We start from the raw sequence: 20,500 nt of genomic DNA, 5'->3' as shown, positions 1-20,500 counted from the left end.
CGGTCGGGGGGGCCCCGGCCCCTTTGCCCGGGGGGGCGGGGGGTCCCCGCCGGGGGGGCCGGGGGGTACCCGCCCCCCCCCCCCCCCACACCGCCCCCCGGGGGGGGGGGGCCCCCGCCCCCCCCCCCACCGCCGTTCCTGATCAACGTCCTACGGCGCCACCGCGACGCCGCCCGGGGGCACCGAGGGCGAGGTCGTGGGCTTGGGCGGCTTGGTGGTCGGGCCGCCCGTGGCACCGCCGGCGCCGCCGCCCGGGTCGGTGGTGGGCGGCTGGGTCGGCGTGGAGCAGCCGAGCGGGCCGATCAGGCAGCTCGGCGAGGGGGTGGTGCCGCCCGCGCCGCCGCCGGTGCCGCTGCCGCCGGTGCCGGCTCCACCGCCGGTCTCGCCGCCGGTACCGCCGCCGACGGTGCCGCCACCGGTTCCTCCGCCGGTCCCGCCGACGGTGCCGCCACCGGGGTTGGGGTTGGTCTTGGTCGGCGCGGGGGGCTGGGTGGGCACGGTGCCCGGGCAGTCGACGCCCGGGACGCAGGCCGGCTCGGGGACCGTCGGCTGGGTCGGCTGCCCGGCGTTCGGGTCCGGCGGGAGGGTGGGCGCGGTCTCGGTGCTGGTCGGCGTCGGCGTGGCACTCGCCGTGCTGGGCGCGCCCGAGGAGTCGACCTGCGAGCCGACCGGCTGCGGGGTCGGGAAGTCCATCTTCTTCTCGTTGGCCAGCGCGGCCTTCATGTACCGGGTGAAGACGTCCGCCGGGACGTCACCACCGTGCACCGAGTCCTTGCCGCCGGTGCCGTTCAGCGAGAGCCGTCCGGGGTGGGCCGAGTCCTCGCGCCACATCGCCACGCTGGTGGAGAGCTGCGGGGTGTAGCCGACCCACCAGGCCGACTTGTTCTCGTCGGTGGTACCGGTCTTGCCGGCCACCGGGCGGCCCAGGGCGTTGGTCTTCTTGCCGGTACCGTTCTTCGCCACGTTCACCAGCACGTCGGTGACGTTGTCGGCGACGGCCGGCTCCAGGGCCTGCCTGGTCTCGTGCTTGCCGAAGCCGGGCCGCTCCTTGCCGTCCATCAGGACCTTGGTAACCGAGTACGGCTCGGCCTGCTTGCCGCTGGCGGCGAAGGTCGCGTAGGCGTCGGCCATCCGGATCGGGCTGACGGGGGAGACGCCGAGCGGGAAGGTGGCGGTGTGCGCGTCCTTCTCGATGGACTCCTTGCGGATGCCCATCGCCTCGGCGAGCTGCATCACGTTCTGGCCGCCGACGTCCTGGTTCAGCTGCACGAACGGCACGTTGTAGGAGTGCTGCATGGCCATCCGCAGCGAGACGTAGCCGCGCTTGCCCTTCTCCTCGTTCTTCTGGCGGTAGGGCTTGCCGTCGTCGCCCATCACCAGTGAGCCGTCCGGCTTGCGGATCTCCGACATGTCGTCGGAGAGGTAGCGGCTGTCGGCGTTGATCCGCTGCGGCTTGCCCTTCTCGTCGGTCGCGGTCTGCACGCCGGTCTGCATGGCGGCGGCCAGCACGAAGGGCTTGAAGGTCGAGCCGACCTGGACGCCCTGGGCGTCGGCGTTGTTGTCGTGGTGGCCGTTCTCCACGCCGTCACCGCCGTAGATGGCGACGATCGCCCCGTCGTTGGGCACCACGCTGGCCGCGCCGAACTGGACGAAGTTGTCGTTGTCCGGGCGCTTCTGGGTGTTGAGCGTCTCGGCCTTGACGTCGTCCACGGCCTTCTGCAGGGCGTCGACCTTGTCCTTCTGGAAGGTCGTGTAGATCTTGAAGCCGCCCTTGTCGATCGCCCGCTGGTCGATCGTCGGGTCCTTGACCATGACGTACTTGTTGGCGGTCTCGACCAGGTAGCTGATCTGGCCGTTCATGTTGGCCGGCGGGATCGGCTTGATCGGCTCGGGGAAGGCGGTGCACTTCGCCCGCTCCTCGGGGGTGGTGTTCTTGGTCTCCACCATCCGGTTGAGGATCCAGGTCCAGCGCTCCTCGGCGCGGGCCCGGTTGGCCGTGATCGTCGGGTCGTAGAACGAGGCGCCCTTGAGCAGGCCGGCCAGCATGGCGCTCTGGCAGAGGTCGAGGTCCTTGGCGTTGACGCCGTAGTACGCCTGGGCGGCGGCCTGGGCGCCGGTCGCGCCGCGGCCGAACCAGCTGGTGTTCAGGTAGCCCTTGAGGATCTCGGGCTTCTCGAACTCCTGGTTGACCTTCAGGGTGATGAAGAACTCCTTCACCTTGCGGGAGAGCGTCTGCTCCTGCGTCAGGTAGGCGTTCTTCACGTACTGCTGGGTGATCGTCGAGGCGCCCTGGGTCTCGCCGCCCTTGGCCATGTTGACGACCGCGCGCATCATGCCCTTGGGGTCGATGCCGCTGTCGGTGCGGAAGGTCGCGTTCTCCGCCGCGATGACCGCGTTCTGCAGGTTGGGCGAGATGTCGGCGAGCTCGACGATCTGCCGGTTGGTCTCGCCCTTGCGGACCATCTCGGTGCCGTCGGCCCAGAAGTAGATGTTGTTCTGGTCGTCGACCAGGGCGTTGAGCTTGGGGATCTCGGTCGTCTGGTAGACGAAGAAGATCCCGCCCACGCAGGCCGCGACGAAGAGCAGCACGGCGCTCAGCCACTGCCGCCAGGACGGCAGCCAGCGGCGGACGCCCTGCTTGCCGAAGCGCGGGTAGTCGATGAACCGCTTCTTGCCGGGGCCGCCGTTCCGTCCGGCCGCCGGCGCGACGGCGCCGGCCTCCCCGCCGCGCCGGCCGCCCTTCTGGGCCGCCTTGCGCATCTCGGCGCGGGTCATCCTGGGCTGCTGCGCGGTGTCCCGCCCGCCCTGCGGTCTGCGCCGGCCGAGGCCCTCCGAGCCGAGTTCGTCCCGCCCGGCGCCCGCCGGACGCCAGTTGTCTCCACCCGGGGGACGACCGTCGCCACCTGGCGACCTGCGTCGTCGTTCGCTCATGTTCCAGCTACTCCTCGCCAGGCCGGTCGAGCCTGAAGGCAGGGTCCACGTCCGATGCCCGCAACCGCCCTAACCCCGGAGGTGGTCCTCGTGCACACGCGACAGCGTACGCAGCCCGGAAACCGAACCAATCGGGCATCAACCGCCAATAACCACAAAACGGCGGCAGATCATTACACGGCCGTTGCCAAGCCCACCCGCGCGTCGCCTTGTGATCACATTCACGCGAGTCCCCCTTGCCGGTTCGGGGAGCCAGGCTTACTGTTCTCGATATATCGAGCCGATACATCGGAGCGACATACCGCCGACACCGGGCGGGTCGCGGACCGGCCGGGGAAAGGAGGACGAAGGCAATGGGCAGGCGCTCAGGAGTGCTGGAGTTCGCCGTTCTCGGACTGCTCCACGACGCCCCGATGCACGGGTACGAGCTGCGCAAGCGGCTCAACGTCCTGCTCGGCTCGTTCCGCGCGTTCTCCTACGGGACGCTCTACCCCTGTCTGAAGAGCCTGGTGGCCCAGGGCTTCCTGGTCGAGGACAACCCGGAGGCCGAGTACGTCCCGGCCACCGCGCTCAACGGCAAGCGGTCCAAGATCGTCTACCGGCTCTCCGCCGAGGGCAAGCAGCGGTTCGAGGAACTGCTCGCCGACTCCGGCCCGGACGCCTGGGAGGACGAGCACTTCGGCGTGCACTTCGCCTTCTTCGGCCAGACCGACCGGGCCGTGCGGATGCGCGTGCTGGAGGGCCGCCGCAGCCGGCTGGAGGAGCGCCTGGAGCGGATGCGCAACTCGCTCGCCCGCGCCCGCGAGCGGTTCGACGACTACACCGTCGAACTGCAGCGGCACGGACTGGAGTCGGTGGAGCGCGAGGTCCGCTGGCTCAACGAGCTGATCGAGACCGAGCGGGCCAACCGCTCAGGCCGCCCCGGCCCTTCGGCCGGTGCGACCGGCCCCGCAACACCCAAGACTTCGGACGGCCGAGGCCAGGAGGACGGGTCCGTGGACCCGCCCGGGCCACCGTACGACCGCCCGGGGCGCTCCTCCCAGGAGCGCTGACACCGCGTCAGCCCTGTGCCGCGCGGCAGGAGTGGGCGCGTCACGCGCCCGTCAGCAGTCATCGAAGAAGCAGGACGAGTCCCGCCGACCCTCGGCGGCGCTCATGAGATCACAGGGAGCAACCGGAATGGGTTCGGTTCGCGTAGCCATCGTGGGTGTGGGCAACTGCGCCACGTCGCTGGTGCAGGGTGTCGAGTACTACAAGGACGCCGACCCGGCCGGCAAGGTCCCCGGGCTGATGCACGTCCAGTTCGGTGACTACCACGTCCGTGACGTGGAGTTCGTCGCCGCCTTCGACGTCGACGCCAAGAAGGTCGGCCAGGACCTCGCGCACGCCATCTCGGCGTCCGAGAACAACACCATCAAGATCTGCGACGTGCCGCCGACCGGCATCACCGTCCAGCGCGGCCACACCCTCGACGGCCTGGGCAAGTACTACCGGGAGACCATCGAGGAGTCGGACGAGGCCCCGGTCGACGTCGTCCAGGCCCTGAAGGACGCCCAGGTCGACGTCCTGGTCTGCTACCTGCCGGTCGGTTCCGAGCAGGCCGCCAAGTTCTACGCCCAGTGCGCCATCGACGCCAAGGTCGCCTTCGTGAACGCCCTCCCGGTGTTCATCGCCGGCACCAAGGAGTGGGCGGACAAGTTCACCGAGGCCGGCGTGCCGATCGTCGGTGACGACATCAAGTCCCAGGTCGGCGCGACCATCACGCACCGCGTGATGGCCAAGCTGTTCGAGGACCGCGGTGTCATCCTCGAGCGCACCATGCAGCTGAACGTCGGCGGCAACATGGACTTCAAGAACATGCTCGAGCGCGAGCGCCTGGAGTCCAAGAAGATCTCCAAGACCCAGGCCGTCACCTCGCAGATCCGCGACCGCGAGCTGGGCTCCAACAACGTCCACATCGGCCCGTCGGACTACGTGGCCTGGCTGGACGACCGCAAGTGGGCCTACGTCCGCCTGGAGGGCCGCGCGTTCGGCGACGTCCCGCTGAACCTGGAGTACAAGCTCGAGGTCTGGGACTCCCCGAACTCCGCCGGTGTCATCATCGACGCCGTGCGCGCCGCGAAGATCGCCAAGGACCGCGGCATCGGCGGCCCGATCCTCTCCGCCTCCTCGTACTTCATGAAGTCCCCGCCGGTCCAGTACTTCGACGACGAGGCCCGCGAGAACGTCGAGAAGTTCATCCGCGGCGAGGTCGAGCGCTGACCCTGAGCACCTCCGGGCGGTGAGCCCGGTCCGCTCGGGCACCGAACGGGCCCACGGTCGACGACCGTGGGCCCGTTCACCTTCCGCGCGCGGATGTTTCACGTGAAACACCGGCCCGTTCCGTGGCACTCTGGGCACGTGGCGATCACCGAGAACGGCAGTACCCACCGAACCGCGCACCGCGCCACGCTCCTCGACCTGCTCCGCGGCCGTGACTTCCGCCGGCTGCTGACCGCCCGGGTGCTGTCCCAGCTCTCCGACGGCGTCTTCCAGGTCTCGCTCGCCGCCTACGTCGTGTTCTCCCCGGAGAAGCAGTCCTCGCCCGCCGACATCGCCTCGGTGCTGGCCGTGATGCTGCTGCCGTTCTCGGTGATCGGCCCCTTCGCCGGCGTCCTGCTGGACCGCTGGCGCCGCCGCCAGGTGCTCTACCTCGGCAACCTCGCCCGCTTCGGACTGGGCCTGGTCACCGGCGCCCTCCTCCTGGTCCAGGCACCGAGCGGACTCTTCTTCGCCTCCGCGCTGCTGGTCACCGCGCTCAACCGGTTCATCCTGGCCGGCCTGTCGGCGGCGCTGCCCCGGGTGGTGCGCGGCGAGCAACTGGTCACCGCCAACGCCCTCTCCCCCACCCTGGGCACGGTCGCGGCCGCCTGCGGCGGCGGGCTGGGCTTCCTGCTCCACCAGCTGATGCCTCCCGGGCCGGAGGCCGACGCCGCCCTGGTCTCGATCGCCGCCCTCCTCTACCTCTCCGCCTCGCTGGCCGCGCTGCGGATGGACCGGGACCTGCTCGGTCCCGAGCACCACCCGGACCGCCCCGCGCTCGGCCGGGCGCTGGTCCAGGCGGCCCGCGAGCTGCGCGCCGCCGTCACCCACCTGGTGCGCGACCGCCGGCCGGCGGCCCACGCGCTGGCCGCCGTCACCGCGGCCAGGTTCTGCTACGGCGTGCTGATCGTGGTCGTGGTGATGCTCGCCCGGTACACCTTCAACGACCCCGCCGACAGCGCGGCCGGCCTGGCCACCCTGGGGCAGGCGGTCGGACTCTCCGCGGCCGGCTTCTTCATCGCCGCGGTGATCAGCCCCTGGTGCAGCCGGCGGCTCGGGCTGGCCGGCTGGATGACGCTCTGCCTGGCCGCTCCGGTGGTCTTCGTGCCCGCGCTCGGCCTCACCTTCGGCCTGGTGCCCTGCCTGATCGCGGCGCTGCTGCTGGGCGTCGTCACCCAGGGCACCAAGATCTGCGCCGACACCGTGGTGCAGGAGTCGGTCGAGGACGACTTCCGCGGCCGGGTCTTCGCCATCTACGACGTGCTCTTCAACGTCGCCTTCGTGGCCGCCGCCCTGGTGACCGCGCTGGTGCTGCCGCTCTCCGGCCGTTCGGTGCCGGTCGTCCTGGGCGTGGCCCTGGTGTACGCGGTGTCGGCCGTGCTCTACCTGCGCTCCGCCCGCCGGACCGGCCCGCTCCCGGGGGACGTCGGCGCGAGTCGCTAAGGTACGTCAGATCTGTCGCAGCGACAGCGGCCTGTCTCGGGGGACAATCTGATGAGTACACCACCACATCCGTATGGACCACCGCAGGCGTACGGGGCGCCGCAGCCCTACGGGGCGCCCCAGCCGTACGGCGCGCCGCAGGGGTACGGTGCCCCGCCGCCGCCCCCGCCCGGCTACGGCTACCCGGCCGCCCAGGCCGCACCCCCGCCGGCTCCCCCGTACCCGCAGCAGGCCTACCCGCAGCAGCCTTACCCGCAGGCCCACCCGCAGGCCCCCTACGGCCCGCCCTCGCCGCACGGCTACCCGCCGGCCGCCCCGGTCCCGGCCGGCGCACCGGCCGCGAAGGGCCGCGGCAAGGCCCGGCTGAAGGCCGTCGGCCTGGTCCTGGGTGTGATCGCCCTGATCGTCGGCTACTTCGTCTCCGGCCCGAGCGTCAGCAGCGCCAAGGCCGGCGACTGCGTCAAGGCCTCCGGCTCGCGCGACGTCTCGGTGGTCAAGTGCACCGACGGCAAGGCCAACCACAAGGTGCTGGCCAAGTTCGACTCCACCACCGACACCACCCTGTGCCGCGGCACCGCGGGCACCACCAGCACCGTCTCGGGCAAGAGCGGCCGCCGCTGGAACAAGAAGCGGTACGTGCTCTGCCTCGGCCCGCTCGCCGGCGTCCCGCCGGTCAAGAAGTCCTGACCGCCCGCCACCCGACCTTCCTCCCGGGGGATCCCCTTGTCCGTTCCGCCGCCCCAGATGCCGTACGGCTCGACGCCGCCCGCCGACGGCGCCAACCCGTACGCCACCGGAAACCCGTACGGCGCGCCCGCCCCGCAGCCGCCGGCCGCCCCCGCCGGCTACGGCTACCCGACCGCCCCGCCGCCGGCCGCGCCGCCCGGGTACGGCATGCCCGCCCAGGCCCCGCCCGGCGGCTACGCCTACCCGCCGCAGGCTGGCGGCTACCCGGCGCCGGCCGGCTACGCCCACCCGGGCGGGCCGGTCTGCCGGTTCTGCGGCGGCTTCCCGGCCGTCGACACCACCGTCCGGGGCCACCAGGGCATCATCATCATCATGCGGTTCCTGAAGCAGCCGGGGCCGTTCTGCCGCACCTGCGGCACCGCGATGATCCGCGACATGTCGGCCCGCACCCTGGTCCAGGGCTGGTGGAGCTACCTCTCCGGCATCTTCACGGTGGTCACCCTGCTGCGGAACCTCGCCGCCCACAACAGGATCAAGGACCTGCCGCCGCCCGCGCCCGGCACCCACGGACCGCAGCTCGACCCGGGTGTGCCGCTCACCAAGCGCCCGCACATCTTCATGCTGCTGCTGCCGGTGCTCGGGATCGGCTCGACGATCGTGCTGATCGCGACCGGCGCGTTCCTCGGCGCCCGGCACGCCGACGACCCCTACCGGCCGCTGGTGCTGCCCACGCCGACCACGGTGACCATCCCCGTGCCGACCTTCTCGCCGACCTTCTCGGTGCCGCCGGTCCCGGCCCCGACGGTCACCCTGCCGACGCCGTCCGCCACCTCCAAGGTGCCCGGCGACATCGACTACGCCAAGGCCGGCGACTGCCTGCGCAACGAGAACGGCACCGCGGCCACCCACGACGCCAACCCGCGGATCACCATGCTGCCGTGCACCGACAGCCGCGCCCAGTACAAGGTGATCAAGAAGGTCTACGCGACCAGCGACAACGACAAGGCCTGCGAGAACGTCGCCGGCACCGAGAGCACCTACACCCGCGACTCCAGCACCGAGGCGCTCAGCTTCGTCCTCTGCCTGAAGAAGCTCTGAGCCCCGGGAACGGCGGCGGGGGCGGCCCCGGGGAGAACCCGGGCCGCCCCCGCCGCCGTTCCGGACCGCTACTGCTGGGCGTCCCACCAGGAGCGCAGCGCGGCCACCGCCGCCTCGTGCTCCATCGGGCCGTGCTCCAGCCGCAGCTCCAGCATGTGCTTGTACGCCTTGCCGACCATCGGGCCGGGCTTGAGGCCGAGCAGTTCCATGATCTGGTTGCCGTCCAGCGCCGGGCGGACGGCGTCCAGTTCCTCCTGCGCCTTGAGCTCGTCGATCCGCGTCTCCAGGCCGTCGTAGGTGCGCGAGAGCGCGGCCGCCTTCTTCCTGTTCCGGGTGGTGCAGTCCGAGCGGGTCAGCTTGTGCAGCCGCTCCAGCAGCGGGCCGGCGTCGGTGACGTAGCGGCGCACCGCCGAATCGGTCCACTCGCCGCCGCCGTAGCCGTGGAAGCGCAGGTGCAGCTCGACCAGGCGCGAGACGTCCTCGGTGAGCTCCTTGGAGTACTTCAGCTCGCGCATCCGCTTGCGGGTCATCTTGGCGCCGACCACCTCGTGGTGGTGGAAGGAGACCCGGCCGTCGGACTCGAAGCGGCGGGTGCGCGGCTTGCCGATGTCGTGCAGCAGCGCCGCCAGCCGCAGGGTGAGGTCCGGGCCCTCCCGCTCCAGGTCGACGGCCTGCTCCAGGACGGTCAGCGAGTGCTCGTAGACGTCCTTGTGCCGGTGGTGCTCGTCACGCTCCAGGCGCAGCGCGGGCAGCTCCGGCAGCACGTGGTCGGCCAGTCCGGTGTCGACCAGCAGCCGCAGGCCCTTGACCGGGTGCTTGGCCAGCAGCAGCTTGTTGAGCTCGGCCTGGACCCGCTCGGCGGAGACGATGGCGATCCGGTCGGCCATCGCGGTCATCGCCGCGACCACCTCGGGGGCCGGTTCGAAGTCCAGCTGGGCGGCGAACCGGGCGGCCCGCATCATCCGCAGCGGGTCGTCGGAGAAGGACTCCTCGGGGGTGGCGGGGGTGCGCAGCACCCGGGCCTCCAGGTCCTCCAGGCCGTGGTGCGGGTCGACGAAGCCGCGGCCGGGCAGGTCGACGGCCATCGCGTTGACCGTGAAGTCGCGGCGGACCAGGTCCTCCCCGATGGTGTCGCCGTAGGTCACCTCGGGCTTGCGGGAGGTGCGGTCGTAGGCCTCGGAGCGGTAGGTGGTGATCTCGATCAGGAAGGAGCCCTGCGGGGTGTCCTTGCGCGCGCCGACCGTGCCGAAGGCGATGCCGACGTCCCAGACCGCGTCGGCCCAGCCGCGGACCAGCTTGAGGACCTGCTCGGGACGGGCGTCGGTGGTGAAGTCCAGGTCGTTGCCGAGCCGGCCCAGCAGGGCGTCCCGGACCGAGCCGCCGACCAGCGCGAGCCGGTGACCGGCCGCCTGGAAGCGGCGGGCGATCTCGTCGGCGACCGGGGACACCCGCAGCAGCTCCTGGAGGCCCAGGGTCTGGGCCTCGCTCAGGCCGGGGACGACCTGGACGGCGGAACTGGAATGATGGGCGCCGGTCGGGTGGGCGGTGGGCTCATTGGCAGTGGACACGGCTCACAAGGGTACGTGGCCCGGCGGCCCCGCCGCCCGCGCGTTTCCACCCGCTCACTCCCCGGCCCGCAACACCGCACCCCTCACCACATCGTTACCATGCCGGTGGGACGAGTCCGGGGCACCGACGGCGGGTCGCGGTCCCGTGCGCCGTCATGGCCGTCCGGGCGGCGGCCGGCCACATCTTCTTCACGGCTGATCCTCACGGCATCCCCCACGGCCGGCGGAACATCCGCAGCAGCACGGCACCAGCAGCAGCGATCGAGAACGGCGAGGGCGAACCCGTGAGCGAGGGCGGACCGCGTGAGTGAGCCGGCACGGCACCCGGGACAGCGGGCGGGCGGACGCCCCGGGCGGGTCCTGCGACGAACCGCCCGGCGGCTGGCCGGCGCGTTCGGCGCCGCGCTGGTGCTCGCCTCGGCGCTGCCCGGCCTCCCGACGGCCGCCGCGGCCCCGGCCACGGCCGGCGAGGCGCGCCCGGCAACCGAGTCGACGGTCACCGCCGAGTACCCGGTGACGCTGACCATCGAGTCGGTGAACAAGCCGACGGCCGTCCAGAACGGCATCGTGACCATCTCGGGGCACGTCACCAACGGCGGGAAGTCCGTCCTCAAGTCCGCGCACGCGACGGTCCGCAAGCCCTGGGCGGGCAAGCCGCTCACCACCCGCAGCGAACTCGCCGGGGTGCTCACCCGGACCACCCCGCAGGGGGCGGACGGCATCTCGCTGGACAGCCCGCAGTACGCGCTGAACGAGCTCGGCCCCGGCCAGAGCCAGCCGTACACGCTGAGCGTCGCCGTCGCCGACCTGCAGCTCACCACCGAGGGCGTGTACGAGCTGGCGGTGGACGTCTGGGGCTCGACCACCGACAACCAGCGCGAGCGCCCGCTGGGCATCGCCCGCACCTTCCTGCCGTACAACCCGACGCCGACCGAGGCGCAGCCGTCCAAGGTCACCACCCTGTGGCCGCTGGTGCACGCCCCCGTGCTGGCCGCCCAGACCCTCTCCGACAACGACCAGACCGTCCCGGTGCTGCGCGACGACAGCCTGGCCGCCGAGTTCGCGCCCGGCGGGCGGCTGTACGCGCTGGTCGAGACGGGCGCCTCGCTGACCGGGCTGACCTGGGTGGTCGACCCGGACCTGCTGGACACCGCGTTCGCGATGACCAAGGACTACCGGGTGCAGAAGCCCGGCACCGCGGGCAACGCGGCCAAGGAGGACAACACCGTCCGCGGCACCGGCACGGCCGCCGCCACGGCCTGGCTGGAGAAGCTGCGGGCCGCCGTCGCCAAGCCGGGCAGCCAGGTGGTGGCGCTGCCCTACGCCGACCCGGACCTCGCCTCGATCGCGCACAACGCCCCCGAGCTGGAGGGCATCGACGCCGCCCTGGGCAAGGCGGCCACCGCCGGCCGGCTGACCGTCGAGGGCCGGCTCTCGGTGGACACCCGCTCCGACGTCGCCTGGCCCTACCGGGGCTACCTGGACCAGCGGATCGCCTCGGTCGCCCAGCGCGCCGGCGCCGGCCTGGTGCTGGTGAACGGCGCGAGCCTGCCCGAGTCGGACGCGCTGAAGTACACCCCCACGGCCGCCCGGCCGATCGGCAACGGCCAGACCGCGCTGGTCGCCGACCAGGTGATCTCCACGCTGTTCGAGGAGGACCTGGCGAACCCGCAGGACCAGACCCTGGCGGTGCAGCGGTTCCTCGCCGAGACCTTCGTGATCTCCCGGCAGGAGCCGCAGAACCCGCGCGGCCTGCTCGTCATGCCGCCGCGCGACCTCACCGCCGGCACCGCCAAGGTGCTGGCCGGTGCCCTCCAGGCGGCCCAGGACGGCAAGTGGGTGGAGCCGGCCAGGCTGGACGTGCTCGCCCAGGCGACGCCGGACGCCAGGGCCAACAACGCCGTCCCGGCGTCCACCGACTACCCGGGCCGGGTCCGCGACTCGGAGCTGCCCGCCGCCGACCTGACCGCCACCACCCGGATCCAGGCCGACCTGGACACCCTGATGCAGGTGCTGACCCTGCCGCAGCGGGTGCGCGGGCCGTTCAGCGCGGCCATGGTCCGCTCGCTGTCGACCGGGTGGCGCACCCAGGCCCCGGCCGGCGGCGTCTACCGCGACGGCGTGCAGAGCTACCTCGACGAACTCACCAGGGCGGTGAAGGTGCCGCCCAAGCGGGTCATCACCTTCGCCGGGGACACCGGTGTGCTCCAGGTCAGCGTGCGCAACGACCTGACCCAGACGGTCACCAACCTCAAGCTGGTGCTGAGCCCGAGCCAGCCCAACCGGCTGCGGGTCGAGCTGCCGGCGGAGGAGCTGGTGCTGCCCGCCTCGCAGAGCGTCACCCTGCGCTTCCCGGCCGAGGCCAAGAACAACGGGACGGTCAACATGACCGCCCAGCTGTACACCACCGGACCCGACCCGAAGCCGTACGGCGAGCCGGTGGTGTTCCGGGTCGAGGTCACCTCGGTCACCAACGGCGTGCTGTACGTCTTCGGCGGCGGCCTGGTGCTGCTGCTGCTCGCGGCCCTGCGGTTCCTGCGCCAGCGCAAGCGGCGGGTGGTGCGCGACGACGAGGGCGACGCGCCGCTCGCCCCGGCCGACGGGCCGGACGACGGCCCGGCCGCGGACCCGGGGGCCGGCCCGGCGGACGGTCCCGACGACGGGGGCGGCCCGGACGGAGCGGCGCGGACACCGCGCGACAGCAGCGCGGATGGCCGGGATCGGGCCACCAGTGATGAGAAGGTTGGTCCTTGACACCGCCGACACCGCCCGTTCCCGGGGCGGCCTCCCCCACGACAGCGAAGAGGTGACATGACCGGGCGCAGCGAGGAGCGGCCTCCGGGCCGCGGAGAGGTCCGTCCGGGCGCCGAGTCGCCGTCCGGCGACTGGTACGTGGCCGACACCTACGCCCAGGACCCGTACGCGGCCGACGCGTACCAGGGCGGTCCGGGCGAGCAGGACCCGTACGGCCTGCGGGCCGCCCGGCCCGCCGCGCCGCAGCAGCCGGCGGCCGCGTACGACGTGCCGCCGCAGCTGCCGCCGCAGGGCGGCGACTACCCGGCACCGGTGCCTCCGACGCCGTTCTCCCCGCCGGTTCCGCCGGTGCAGCCCGGCTGGGACACCCCGGCGCCGGCCGCCTGGCGGGACGCGCCGCCGCCGCAGGGCGCCGCTCCGGCGGCTCCGGCCGCCCCCGCGGTCCCGCCCGCCGCTGCGGCCCAGGGCTGGGGCGGCCAGCCGCAGTGGCAGCCAGGACCGGCGCACTCCTCCTGGGACTCCGAGTCCACCGAGTACGTGGGGGTGGACGGGCTGTTCGGCGGGAACCAGGTGACCGCCGAGGCGCCCCGGCCGCCCGCCCAGCAGTCCCCCCACCAGCAGCAGGCGGCCGTCCAGCCGCCCGTCGCGCAGTTCCCGGCCGCCCCGCCCGCGCCGTTCCCCCCGGCCGGCGCGTACCCGGGGCAGCCCGCTCCGCAGCCCCTGTACGGGCCCGGCCCCGGCGGCCACGGCCAGGACGGGCAGCGCCCCTTCGTACCGCCGATCGAGTTCGACCCGCCGCTCGCCGAGGACGAGGCCACCATGCAGGTGGCCGCCGTGCAGCTGCCGCCCGCGGTGGAGCCGCTCGCCGACCTCGCGGCCGAGGAGCAGTCCGCCCCCGCGGCCCCGCAGGAGAGCGCCGGCAAGACCTCCGGCGGCAAGGTCGCCTCGCTGCTGAACTCCAGTGCGATCATGGCGGCCGGCACCCTGGTCTCCCGCGGCACCGGCTTCCTGCGCACGATGGTGATCGCCGGCGCGATCGGCATCGCCGTGATGGGCGACTCCTACAACGCGGCCAACACCCTGCCGACCCTGCTCTACATCCTGATCGGCGGCGGCGCGCTGAACTCCGTCTTCGTGCCGCAGCTGGTCCGCAGCATGAAGAACGACGCCGACGGCGGCACCGCCTACGCCAACCGGCTGCTCACCCTGGTGATGGTCGGCCTGGCCGGCGTGGTCCTGCTGGCCGTGCTCGTGGCACCGCTGCTGGTCCAGCTGATCGCCCACAAGATGATGGTGGATCCGGCCCACGCGGACACCACCGTGGCGCTGACCAGGTACTGCCTGCCGACCATCTTCTTCATGGGCATCCACGTGGTGATGGGGCAGATCCTCAACGCCCGCGGCCGGTTCGGCGCGATGATGTGGACCCCGGTCCTCAACAACATCGTGGTGATCTTCACCTTCGGCGCCTACATCTGGGTGTACGGCGGCTTCGACGGCACCCGCGTCACCCCGGCGACCATCACCCCCGAGGGCGTCCGGCTGCTCGGCATCGGCACCCTGGTGGGCCTCGTCGTGCAGGCGCTGGCGATGATCCCCTACCTGCGGGCGGCCGGCTTCTCCTTCCGGCCGCGCTTCGACTGGCGCGGCCACGGCCTGGGCAAGGCGGCCCGGCTGGCCAAGTGGACGTTCTTCTTCGTGCTCGCCAACCAGGCCGGCTACCTGGTCATCACCCAGCTGGCCATCGCCGCCGGCAGCGCCGCCGCGGCGGACGGCCACGGCGGTGTCGGCCTCGCGGCCTTCTCCAACGCCCTGCTGATCTGGCAGCTCCCGCAGGCCGTCATCACCGTCTCGATCATGAGCGCGGTGCTGCCCCGGCTGTCCCGCGCGGCCGCCGACGAGGACGCCGGCGCCGTCCGCGACGACCTCTCCTACGGGCTGCGCACCACGGCCGTCGCGGTCGTCCCGGCGGCGTTCCTCTTCCTCTCGCTCGGCCCGGCCATCGGCCAGTCCATCTACGCGGTGGGCGGCGGCGACGTCGCCCTGGGCGACGCCCGCAACGTGGGCCTGATGCTCTCCGCCTTCGCCCTGGGCCTGATCCCCTACTCGGCGCAGTACGTGATGCTCCGCGGCTTCTACGCCTACGAGGACACCCGCACGCCGTTCTCCAACACCGTCTGGGTGGCCGCCTGCCAGGCCGTCTTCTCGCTGCTCTGCTGGCTGCTGCTGCCCGCCGAGTGGACGGTCACCGGAATGGCCCTCGGCTACGGTGTCGCCTACGCCGTCGGAGTGACGGTCGCGCTGCCCAAGCTGAAGAAGAAGATCGGCGGCCTGGACACCAAGCGGATCGGCAAGACCTACTCCCGGCTGGCCACGGCCTCCGTCCCCGCCGCCCTGGTGGGCCTGGGCGTGAGCCTGGCGATCACCCGGGTCGTCGGTGGCTGGGCCGGGGCCGTGCTGACCGTGCTGCTGGCCGGCGGACTCCAGCTGGCCGTCTTCGTGCTCATCGCCAAGCGGCTGCGGATCGAGGAGCTGAACGCCATGCTGGGTATGGTGCGCGGCCGACTGGGCCGCTGATCCGGCATCGGGCCGCCCGCGCGCCCCGGACCGTCCCGGGCCTGGGCCCGGCGGCCCGATGCCGATCTGCACCACATCTCTCCACCGTCAGGCAACCGCCCGGACCTCTCGGCGGTCGTACCCGGTGGAGAACAGTGGGCACAATTGTCCTGGAGCACCGGGGCCACCGGCCGAAGCGCTCCAACGACTCTCTCTCAGGCCCGGGGCGACACAAGGGGAGGCTGGACCACGGTGGCTGATGGCACCAAGGCGGTCGTCGACACGTCAGCAGCTGACGGAGCGGCGGACGAGGCCGCGCTGGCCGAGGCGATCGACGCGCTCGCCGACGGCACGGCCCGGCCGGCCGCGGCCGCCGGCGGGAAGGCCGCCGGGAAGAGCGCCGGGGAGGCGACCGCCTCCACCGAGGACACCGGCGACGGCGCCGAGGACACCGGCCGCGCCGGGACCTCCCCGGCCGGGAGCGAGGAGACCTCGGAGATCACCGCCCCGCTGTCGGCCACCGAGATCGCCGCCGAACTGGCCGCCGGCGACGCCGCCGCCCGCCGGGCCGCCGACGCCGCCGCCAAGCGCCCGCCCCGGGACCCGCAGCCCACCCACGACCCCCGGGACACCGCCACCCTGCCGCAGACCCTCCCCGCCCCGCTGCGGCACAGCGGCGACATGATCGGCAACCGCTACCGGCTGGAGGAGTGCATCTCCTCCACCGAGACCTTCAGCAGCTGGCGCGCCGTCGACGAGAAGCTGCGCCGCGCCGTCGGCGTCCACCTGATGGCCGCCGGCCACCAGCGCGCCCGCAAGGTGCTGGCCGCCGCCAAGTCCGCCGCCCTGCTCGGCGACCCGCGCTTCGTCCAGGTCCTGGACGCCGTCCAGGAGGGCGAGCTGGTCTACGTCGTGCGGGAGTGGCTGCCGCACGCCTCCGACCTCGCCAAGCTGCTCGCCGACGGCCCGATGGAGCCGCACGAGGCCTACCAGATGGTCCGCCAGGTCACCGACGCGGTGGCCGCCGCCCACCGGCGCGGCCAGGCCCACCTGCGGCTCACCCCGCGCTGCGTGCTGCGCACCGACAGCGGCCAGTACCGGATCAACGGCATCGCGGTGGACGCCGCCCTGCGCGGCCTGCCCGCCGGGAACGCCGACGCGGACGCCGGCACGGACGCCGAGCGCACCGACACCCGGGCCATCGGCGCCCTGCTGTTCGCCGCGCTCACCCACCGCTGGCCCTTCCCCGAGGACCGCTACGACCTCCAGGGCCTGCCCAGGAACATCGGCGAGGTGGCACCCGACCAGGTCCGCGCCGGCGTCCACAAGGGCCTGTCCGAACTGGCCTCCCGCGCCCTGTTCGACCACCCGCCGCACCACGCCGAGCCGATCACCACCCCCGAGGACCTCGCCCGGGCGGTCGCGCTGATGCCGCGCATCCGCCAGCCCGAGCCCGAGCTGCCGGTCTTCACCAACCCGCCGCGCCACAACACCCACGCCCTGCCGACCGCGCCCAACCCGACCCGGGTGGTCGCCGCCCCCGGCACCGGGCCCACCCCGGTGGCCGCCCCGGTGCGCAACGCCGGGCGACGGCTGCGCCGGGTGGTCAAGGTGACCGCCTGGACGGTCGCCCTCGGCGCCATCGGCGTGGCCTCCTGGCAGCTGGTGGACAACCTGCGCCCGGGGAGCTCGGCCGCCGCGGCGCCCCAGCCCAGCAACACCAGCGCCACCCCCACCGCCCACGCGGCGACCCACGACCCGGTGGCGGTCCCGGTCGCGCAGGCGATCTCCTACAACCCGCTGGGCGGCGGTCCGGAGGGCACGTCCGTCCTGGACAAGGCCACCGACGGCGACCCGAACAGCGCGTGGACCACCAACTGGTACGGCGACCCCTTCGGCCCGAAGGCCAAGGAGGGCACCGGCCTGCTGCTCGACCTCGGCTCGCCGCAGACCGTCTCCAGCGTGAACGTCAAGCTCGGCACCCCCGCCACCGCCGAGCTGCGGATGCCCGGCAAGGGCGTCGCCAACCCCACGGCGGCCAAGCCGAAGGACTTCAGCGTCATCGGCAAGGAGTCCGGCACCAGCCTCACCTACAAGCTGGACAGCCCGGTCACCACCCGCTATCTCTTGATCTGGCTGACCAGCCTGTCCAGGAACCCGGACGGCATGCAGTACTCGGGTCAGTTCCAGGGCCACATCGCCGACGTGAAGGTCTTCGGCTGACCGCGGGCTGCGAGGGCGTGGCGCGAACGGCGAGGGGTGGACGTGGCGGAGGACGGACCGGAGCGCGGCGACGACGACGCGGCGCTCCTCGCCCGCCACGTCGCGGGTGACCGGGAGGCCTTCGGCCGGCTGGTGAACCGTCACCGCGACCGGCTCTGGGCCGTCGCCCTGCGCACCCTCGGCGACCGCGAGGAGGCCGCCGACGCCGTGCAGGACGCCCTGGTCTCCGCCTTCCGCTCCGCCCACACCTTCCAGGGCCGCTCGGCCGTCACCACCTGGCTGCACCGGATCGTGGTCAACGCCTGCCTGGACCGCGCCCGGCGCACCGCCACCCGCCGGACCAAGCCGCTCGACGACGACCCGAAGCGGCTGGACGCCCTGGTCGGCTCCGCCGAACCGGCCGACACCCCGGTGGTCCGCGCCGAGGTGCACCGCGAACTGACCGCCGCCCTCGCCGAGCTGCCCGCCGAGCAGCGGGCCGCACTCGTCCTGGTCGACATGCAGGGCTACCCCGTCGCCGAGGCCGCCGAGCTGCTGGGGGTGCCGGTCGGCACGGTGAAGAGCCGCTGCGCCCGCGGCCGGGCCCGGCTGCTGCCGCTGGTCCGGCACCTGCGCGAGGAGCCCGCGGAGGCGGGCGGTGTTTCACGTGAAACACCGCCCGCCTCCGGGGCCCTCCGCCCGTCCGGGAACCCACCGGGGCCCCGTACCGTCACAGGGACAGCCCCTGATCCAGCCCGGCCGATTCTGGAAGGAGACGCGAGCACGCGATGACGGCGCCCCTCTCCTCCCCCGACCCCGCCGCAGACGTGCACCCCGACGTCGACGAGCTGGCCGACCTTGCCGAGGACCTGCTCGCCCCCGCCGACGCCGAGGCGCTCCGGCGGCACCTGGCCGGCTGCGCCGACTGCCGGGAGACCGTCGAGGCGCTCGCCGAGGTGCGGACACTGCTCGCCGGGGCCGGGAGCCCGGCCATGCCGGCCGATGTCGCCGCCCGGATCGACGCCGCCCTCGCGGCCGCGGCCCAGGACGACCGCCCCGCCCCCGTCCCCGCCCCCGCCCCGGCCCCGTCCGTGCGGTCCGTCACACCGTCCGCGTCGACCGCTCCACCGGCCCGTCCCTCCACGGCCACCGGTCCGGGCCGCACCGGCCGCCCCCGGCGCCGCAGGGCCCTGCTGCTCGGCTCGGCGGCCGCCCTGCTCGCCCTCGGCCTCGGCGGCGCCTTCCTGTCGCTCTCCCCCTCCCAGCGGGGCGACGGCCTCACCACCAGCTCCGCCGGCGGCCCCGCCGCGGCCCCGGCCGCCCCGGAGAGCGCCGCGGCCAAGGCCGACCGGGCACCCGGCGGCACCGTCTACCAGGACGAGCGGCTCGCCGCCCAGGTACGGCAGCTGCTCACCGAGGCCAAGGCGGCCACCGAACGGCCCGTGCTGCCCGTCAAGCCCTCCGCCGGGGCCGGCGCGGGCAACCCCTCGGATGGCTCCGGCCCGCCCGCCGTACCGCCCGCCGAGGGCGGCGAGGACCTGGCCGGCAGCAGCCGCCCCGCCTCCGCCTGCCCGCCGCCCAGCACCGCCGCCCTGCTGGCCACCGACCACGGCAGCTATGACGGCGCCCCCGCCGAGCTCCTCGTCCACGCCCTGCCCGGCCACCCCGACCAGCTCGACGTCTACCTCCGCTCCCCCGGCTGCGCCCTCCTGCTGCACCGCGTCGTCGCAGCCGGCTGACCGATGGTTCCCGTGCGATCCATGCCACGGGCCGCACGACACTCCCAGAGTGCGGGCACCTGGTACTGATCCTCCTGGGAATGCGAGACACTGGTCAGTCGTTGTCCCGGGCGGCGGAGCAGGACCGCCCTCCCCGCAGCAAACGCGGGTCGCGATGCGAACCAGGAGATGCAGTGAGCGACGTCCGTAACGTGATCATCATCGGTTCCGGCCCGGCCGGCTACACGGCTGCGCTCTACACGGCCCGTGCCTCCCTCAATCCGCTGGTCTTCGAGGGGGCCGTCACCGCCGGTGGTGCGCTGATGAACACCACCGAGGTCGAGAACTTCCCGGGCTTCCGGGACGGCATCATGGGCCCGGAACTGATGGACAACATGCGGGCGCAGGCCGAGCGCTTCGGCGCCGAGCTGATCCCCGACGACATCGTGGCCGTCGACCTCACCGGTGACGTCAAGACCGTCACCGACTCCGAGGGCAACGTCCACAAGGCCCGCGCCGTGATCGTCACCACCGGCTCCCAGCACCGCAAGCTGGGCCTGCCCAACGAGGACAAGCTGTCCGGCCGCGGTGTCTCCTGGTGCGCGACCTGTGACGGCTTCTTCTTCCGCGACCAGGACATCGCGGTGGTCGGCGGCGGTGACACCGCCCTGGAGGAGGCGACCTTCCTCTCGCGCTTCGCCCGCAGCGTCAAGGTCATCCACCGCCGGGACACCCTGCGCGCCTCCAAGGCGATGCAGGAGCGCGCCTTCGCCGACGAGAAGATCAGCTTCGAGTGGGACAGCGCGGTCGAGAGCATCCACGGCGACCCGAAGCTGTCCGGTGTCACCCTGCGCGACACCACCACCGGCGAGACCCGCGAGCTCCCGGTCACCGGCCTGTTCATCGCCATCGGCCACGACCCGCGCACCGAGCTCTTCAAGGGCCAGCTGGACCTCGACGCCGAGGGCTACCTCAAGGTCGAGGCCCCCTCCACCCGCACCAACATCCCCGGTGTCTTCGCCGCCGGCGACGTCGTCGACCACACCTACCGCCAGGCCATCACGGCCGCCGGCACCGGCTGCTCCGCCGCCCTGGACGCCGAGCGCTACCTGGCCTCGCTGGCCGACCTGGAGGCCCAGGCCGCCGCCGTCGCGGTCTGACCCCCACCGACCCCACCGTCCGGGTGGGCGTGTTCCACGTGAAACACGCCCACCCCCGCCGGGCCGAAACAGAACCGCCCCG

General features: G+C 73.2%; 13 protein-coding genes. 11 read left to right on the top strand and 2 right to left on the bottom strand.

Annotation, left to right across the window (positions count from 1 at the left end; all coding sequences use genetic code 11):
- Positions 1-150 precede the first annotated feature (150 nt).
- Positions 151-2,931 (bottom strand): transglycosylase domain-containing protein, encoded by a 2,781-nt coding sequence (locus ACFZBX_RS05815; protein WP_391531700.1) that lies wholly within the window; start codon positions 2,929-2,931, stop codon positions 151-153.
- Positions 2,932-3,284: 353 nt separating this feature from the next.
- On the opposite strand from ACFZBX_RS05815, the gene ACFZBX_RS05810 reads away from it, so the two are divergent.
- From ACFZBX_RS05810 to ACFZBX_RS05790, 5 genes are all read left to right on the top strand, one after another.
- Positions 3,285-3,983: a helix-turn-helix transcriptional regulator gene (locus tag ACFZBX_RS05810; RefSeq protein WP_391531699.1), complete on the top strand. Its 699-nt coding sequence runs from the start codon at positions 3,285-3,287 to the stop codon at positions 3,981-3,983.
- 127 nt (positions 3,984-4,110) lie between these two features.
- Positions 4,111-5,193 carry an inositol-3-phosphate synthase gene (locus tag ACFZBX_RS05805; protein ID WP_391531698.1) on the top strand — a complete coding sequence of 361 codons (1,083 nt, stop codon included), beginning with the start codon at positions 4,111-4,113 and terminating at the stop codon, positions 5,191-5,193.
- A gap of 138 nt (positions 5,194-5,331) precedes the next feature.
- Entirely contained in the window at positions 5,332-6,675 is a 1,344-nt protein-coding gene (locus tag ACFZBX_RS05800; RefSeq protein WP_391531697.1) for an MFS transporter, read from the top strand.
- Between the two features lie 51 nt (positions 6,676-6,726).
- On the top strand, positions 6,727-7,362 hold the full coding sequence (locus ACFZBX_RS05795) for a hypothetical protein (RefSeq protein WP_391531696.1): 636 nt from the start codon (positions 6,727-6,729) through the stop codon (positions 7,360-7,362).
- A 36-nt stretch (positions 7,363-7,398) separates the two neighbouring features.
- On the top strand, positions 7,399-8,460 hold the full coding sequence (locus tag ACFZBX_RS05790; protein WP_391531695.1) for a hypothetical protein: 1,062 nt from the start codon (positions 7,399-7,401) through the stop codon (positions 8,458-8,460).
- A gap of 68 nt (positions 8,461-8,528) precedes the next feature.
- Here ACFZBX_RS05790 and ACFZBX_RS05785 read toward each other — a convergent pair whose 3' ends face one another.
- Entirely contained in the window at positions 8,529-9,950 is a 1,422-nt protein-coding gene (locus ACFZBX_RS05785) for a CCA tRNA nucleotidyltransferase (RefSeq protein ID WP_391531782.1), read from the bottom strand.
- 381 nt (positions 9,951-10,331) lie between these two features.
- Here ACFZBX_RS05785 and ACFZBX_RS05780 point away from each other — a divergent pair, with 381 nt between their 5' ends.
- The 6 genes from ACFZBX_RS05780 (at position 10,332) to trxB (ending at position 20,418) form a co-directional block, all read left to right on the top strand.
- A complete protein-coding gene (locus ACFZBX_RS05780) occupies positions 10,332-12,782 on the top strand; it encodes a DUF6049 family protein (protein WP_391531694.1) in 2,451 nt (816 codons plus the stop codon).
- A 57-nt stretch (positions 12,783-12,839) separates the two neighbouring features.
- Positions 12,840-15,359: a murein biosynthesis integral membrane protein MurJ gene (gene murJ / locus ACFZBX_RS05775; RefSeq protein WP_391531693.1), complete on the top strand. Its 2,520-nt coding sequence runs from the start codon at positions 12,840-12,842 to the stop codon at positions 15,357-15,359.
- A 231-nt stretch (positions 15,360-15,590) separates the two neighbouring features.
- Complete coding sequence (locus ACFZBX_RS05770; protein ID WP_391531692.1) at positions 15,591-17,561, top strand: serine/threonine protein kinase; 1,971 nt, start codon at positions 15,591-15,593, stop codon at positions 17,559-17,561.
- Between the two features lie 36 nt (positions 17,562-17,597).
- On the top strand, positions 17,598-18,332 hold the full coding sequence (gene sigM / locus ACFZBX_RS05765) for an RNA polymerase sigma factor SigM (RefSeq protein ID WP_391531691.1): 735 nt from the start codon (positions 17,598-17,600) through the stop codon (positions 18,330-18,332).
- A complete protein-coding gene (locus ACFZBX_RS05760; protein ID WP_391531690.1) occupies positions 18,329-19,279 on the top strand; it encodes an anti-sigma factor family protein in 951 nt (316 codons plus the stop codon). Before sigM ends, ACFZBX_RS05760 begins: the two co-directional genes overlap by 4 nt.
- 173 nt (positions 19,280-19,452) lie before the next feature.
- Positions 19,453-20,418: a thioredoxin-disulfide reductase gene (trxB, locus tag ACFZBX_RS05755; protein WP_391531689.1), complete on the top strand. Its 966-nt coding sequence runs from the start codon at positions 19,453-19,455 to the stop codon at positions 20,416-20,418.
- Positions 20,419-20,500: the final 82 nt, after the last annotated feature.

Origin of the sequence: Kitasatospora sp. NPDC008115 (genome assembly GCF_042957205.1) — a bacterium.
Classification (GTDB): Bacteria; Actinomycetota; Actinomycetes; order Streptomycetales; family Streptomycetaceae; genus Kitasatospora.
Note: the sequence above shows the minus strand (reverse complement) of the source record. Positions and strands in the feature narration are given on the sequence as shown.

Bases quoted from the DNA above. Each gene is read 5' to 3' on its own strand.
- murJ (WP_391531693.1), top strand. From the start codon at position 12,840: ATGACCGGGCGCAGCGAGGAGCGGCCTCCGGGCCGCGGAGAGGTCCGT.
- ACFZBX_RS05760 (WP_391531690.1), top strand. From the start codon at position 18,329: ATGACGGCGCCCCTCTCCTCCCCCGACCCCGCCGCAGACGTGCACCCC.
- ACFZBX_RS05810 (WP_391531699.1), top strand. From the start codon at position 3,285: ATGGGCAGGCGCTCAGGAGTGCTGGAGTTCGCCGTTCTCGGACTGCTC.
- ACFZBX_RS05815 (WP_391531700.1), bottom strand. From the start codon at position 2,931: ATGAGCGAACGACGACGCAGGTCGCCAGGTGGCGACGGTCGTCCCCCG.
- ACFZBX_RS05795 (WP_391531696.1), top strand. From the start codon at position 6,727: ATGAGTACACCACCACATCCGTATGGACCACCGCAGGCGTACGGGGCG.
- ACFZBX_RS05805 (WP_391531698.1), top strand. From the start codon at position 4,111: ATGGGTTCGGTTCGCGTAGCCATCGTGGGTGTGGGCAACTGCGCCACG.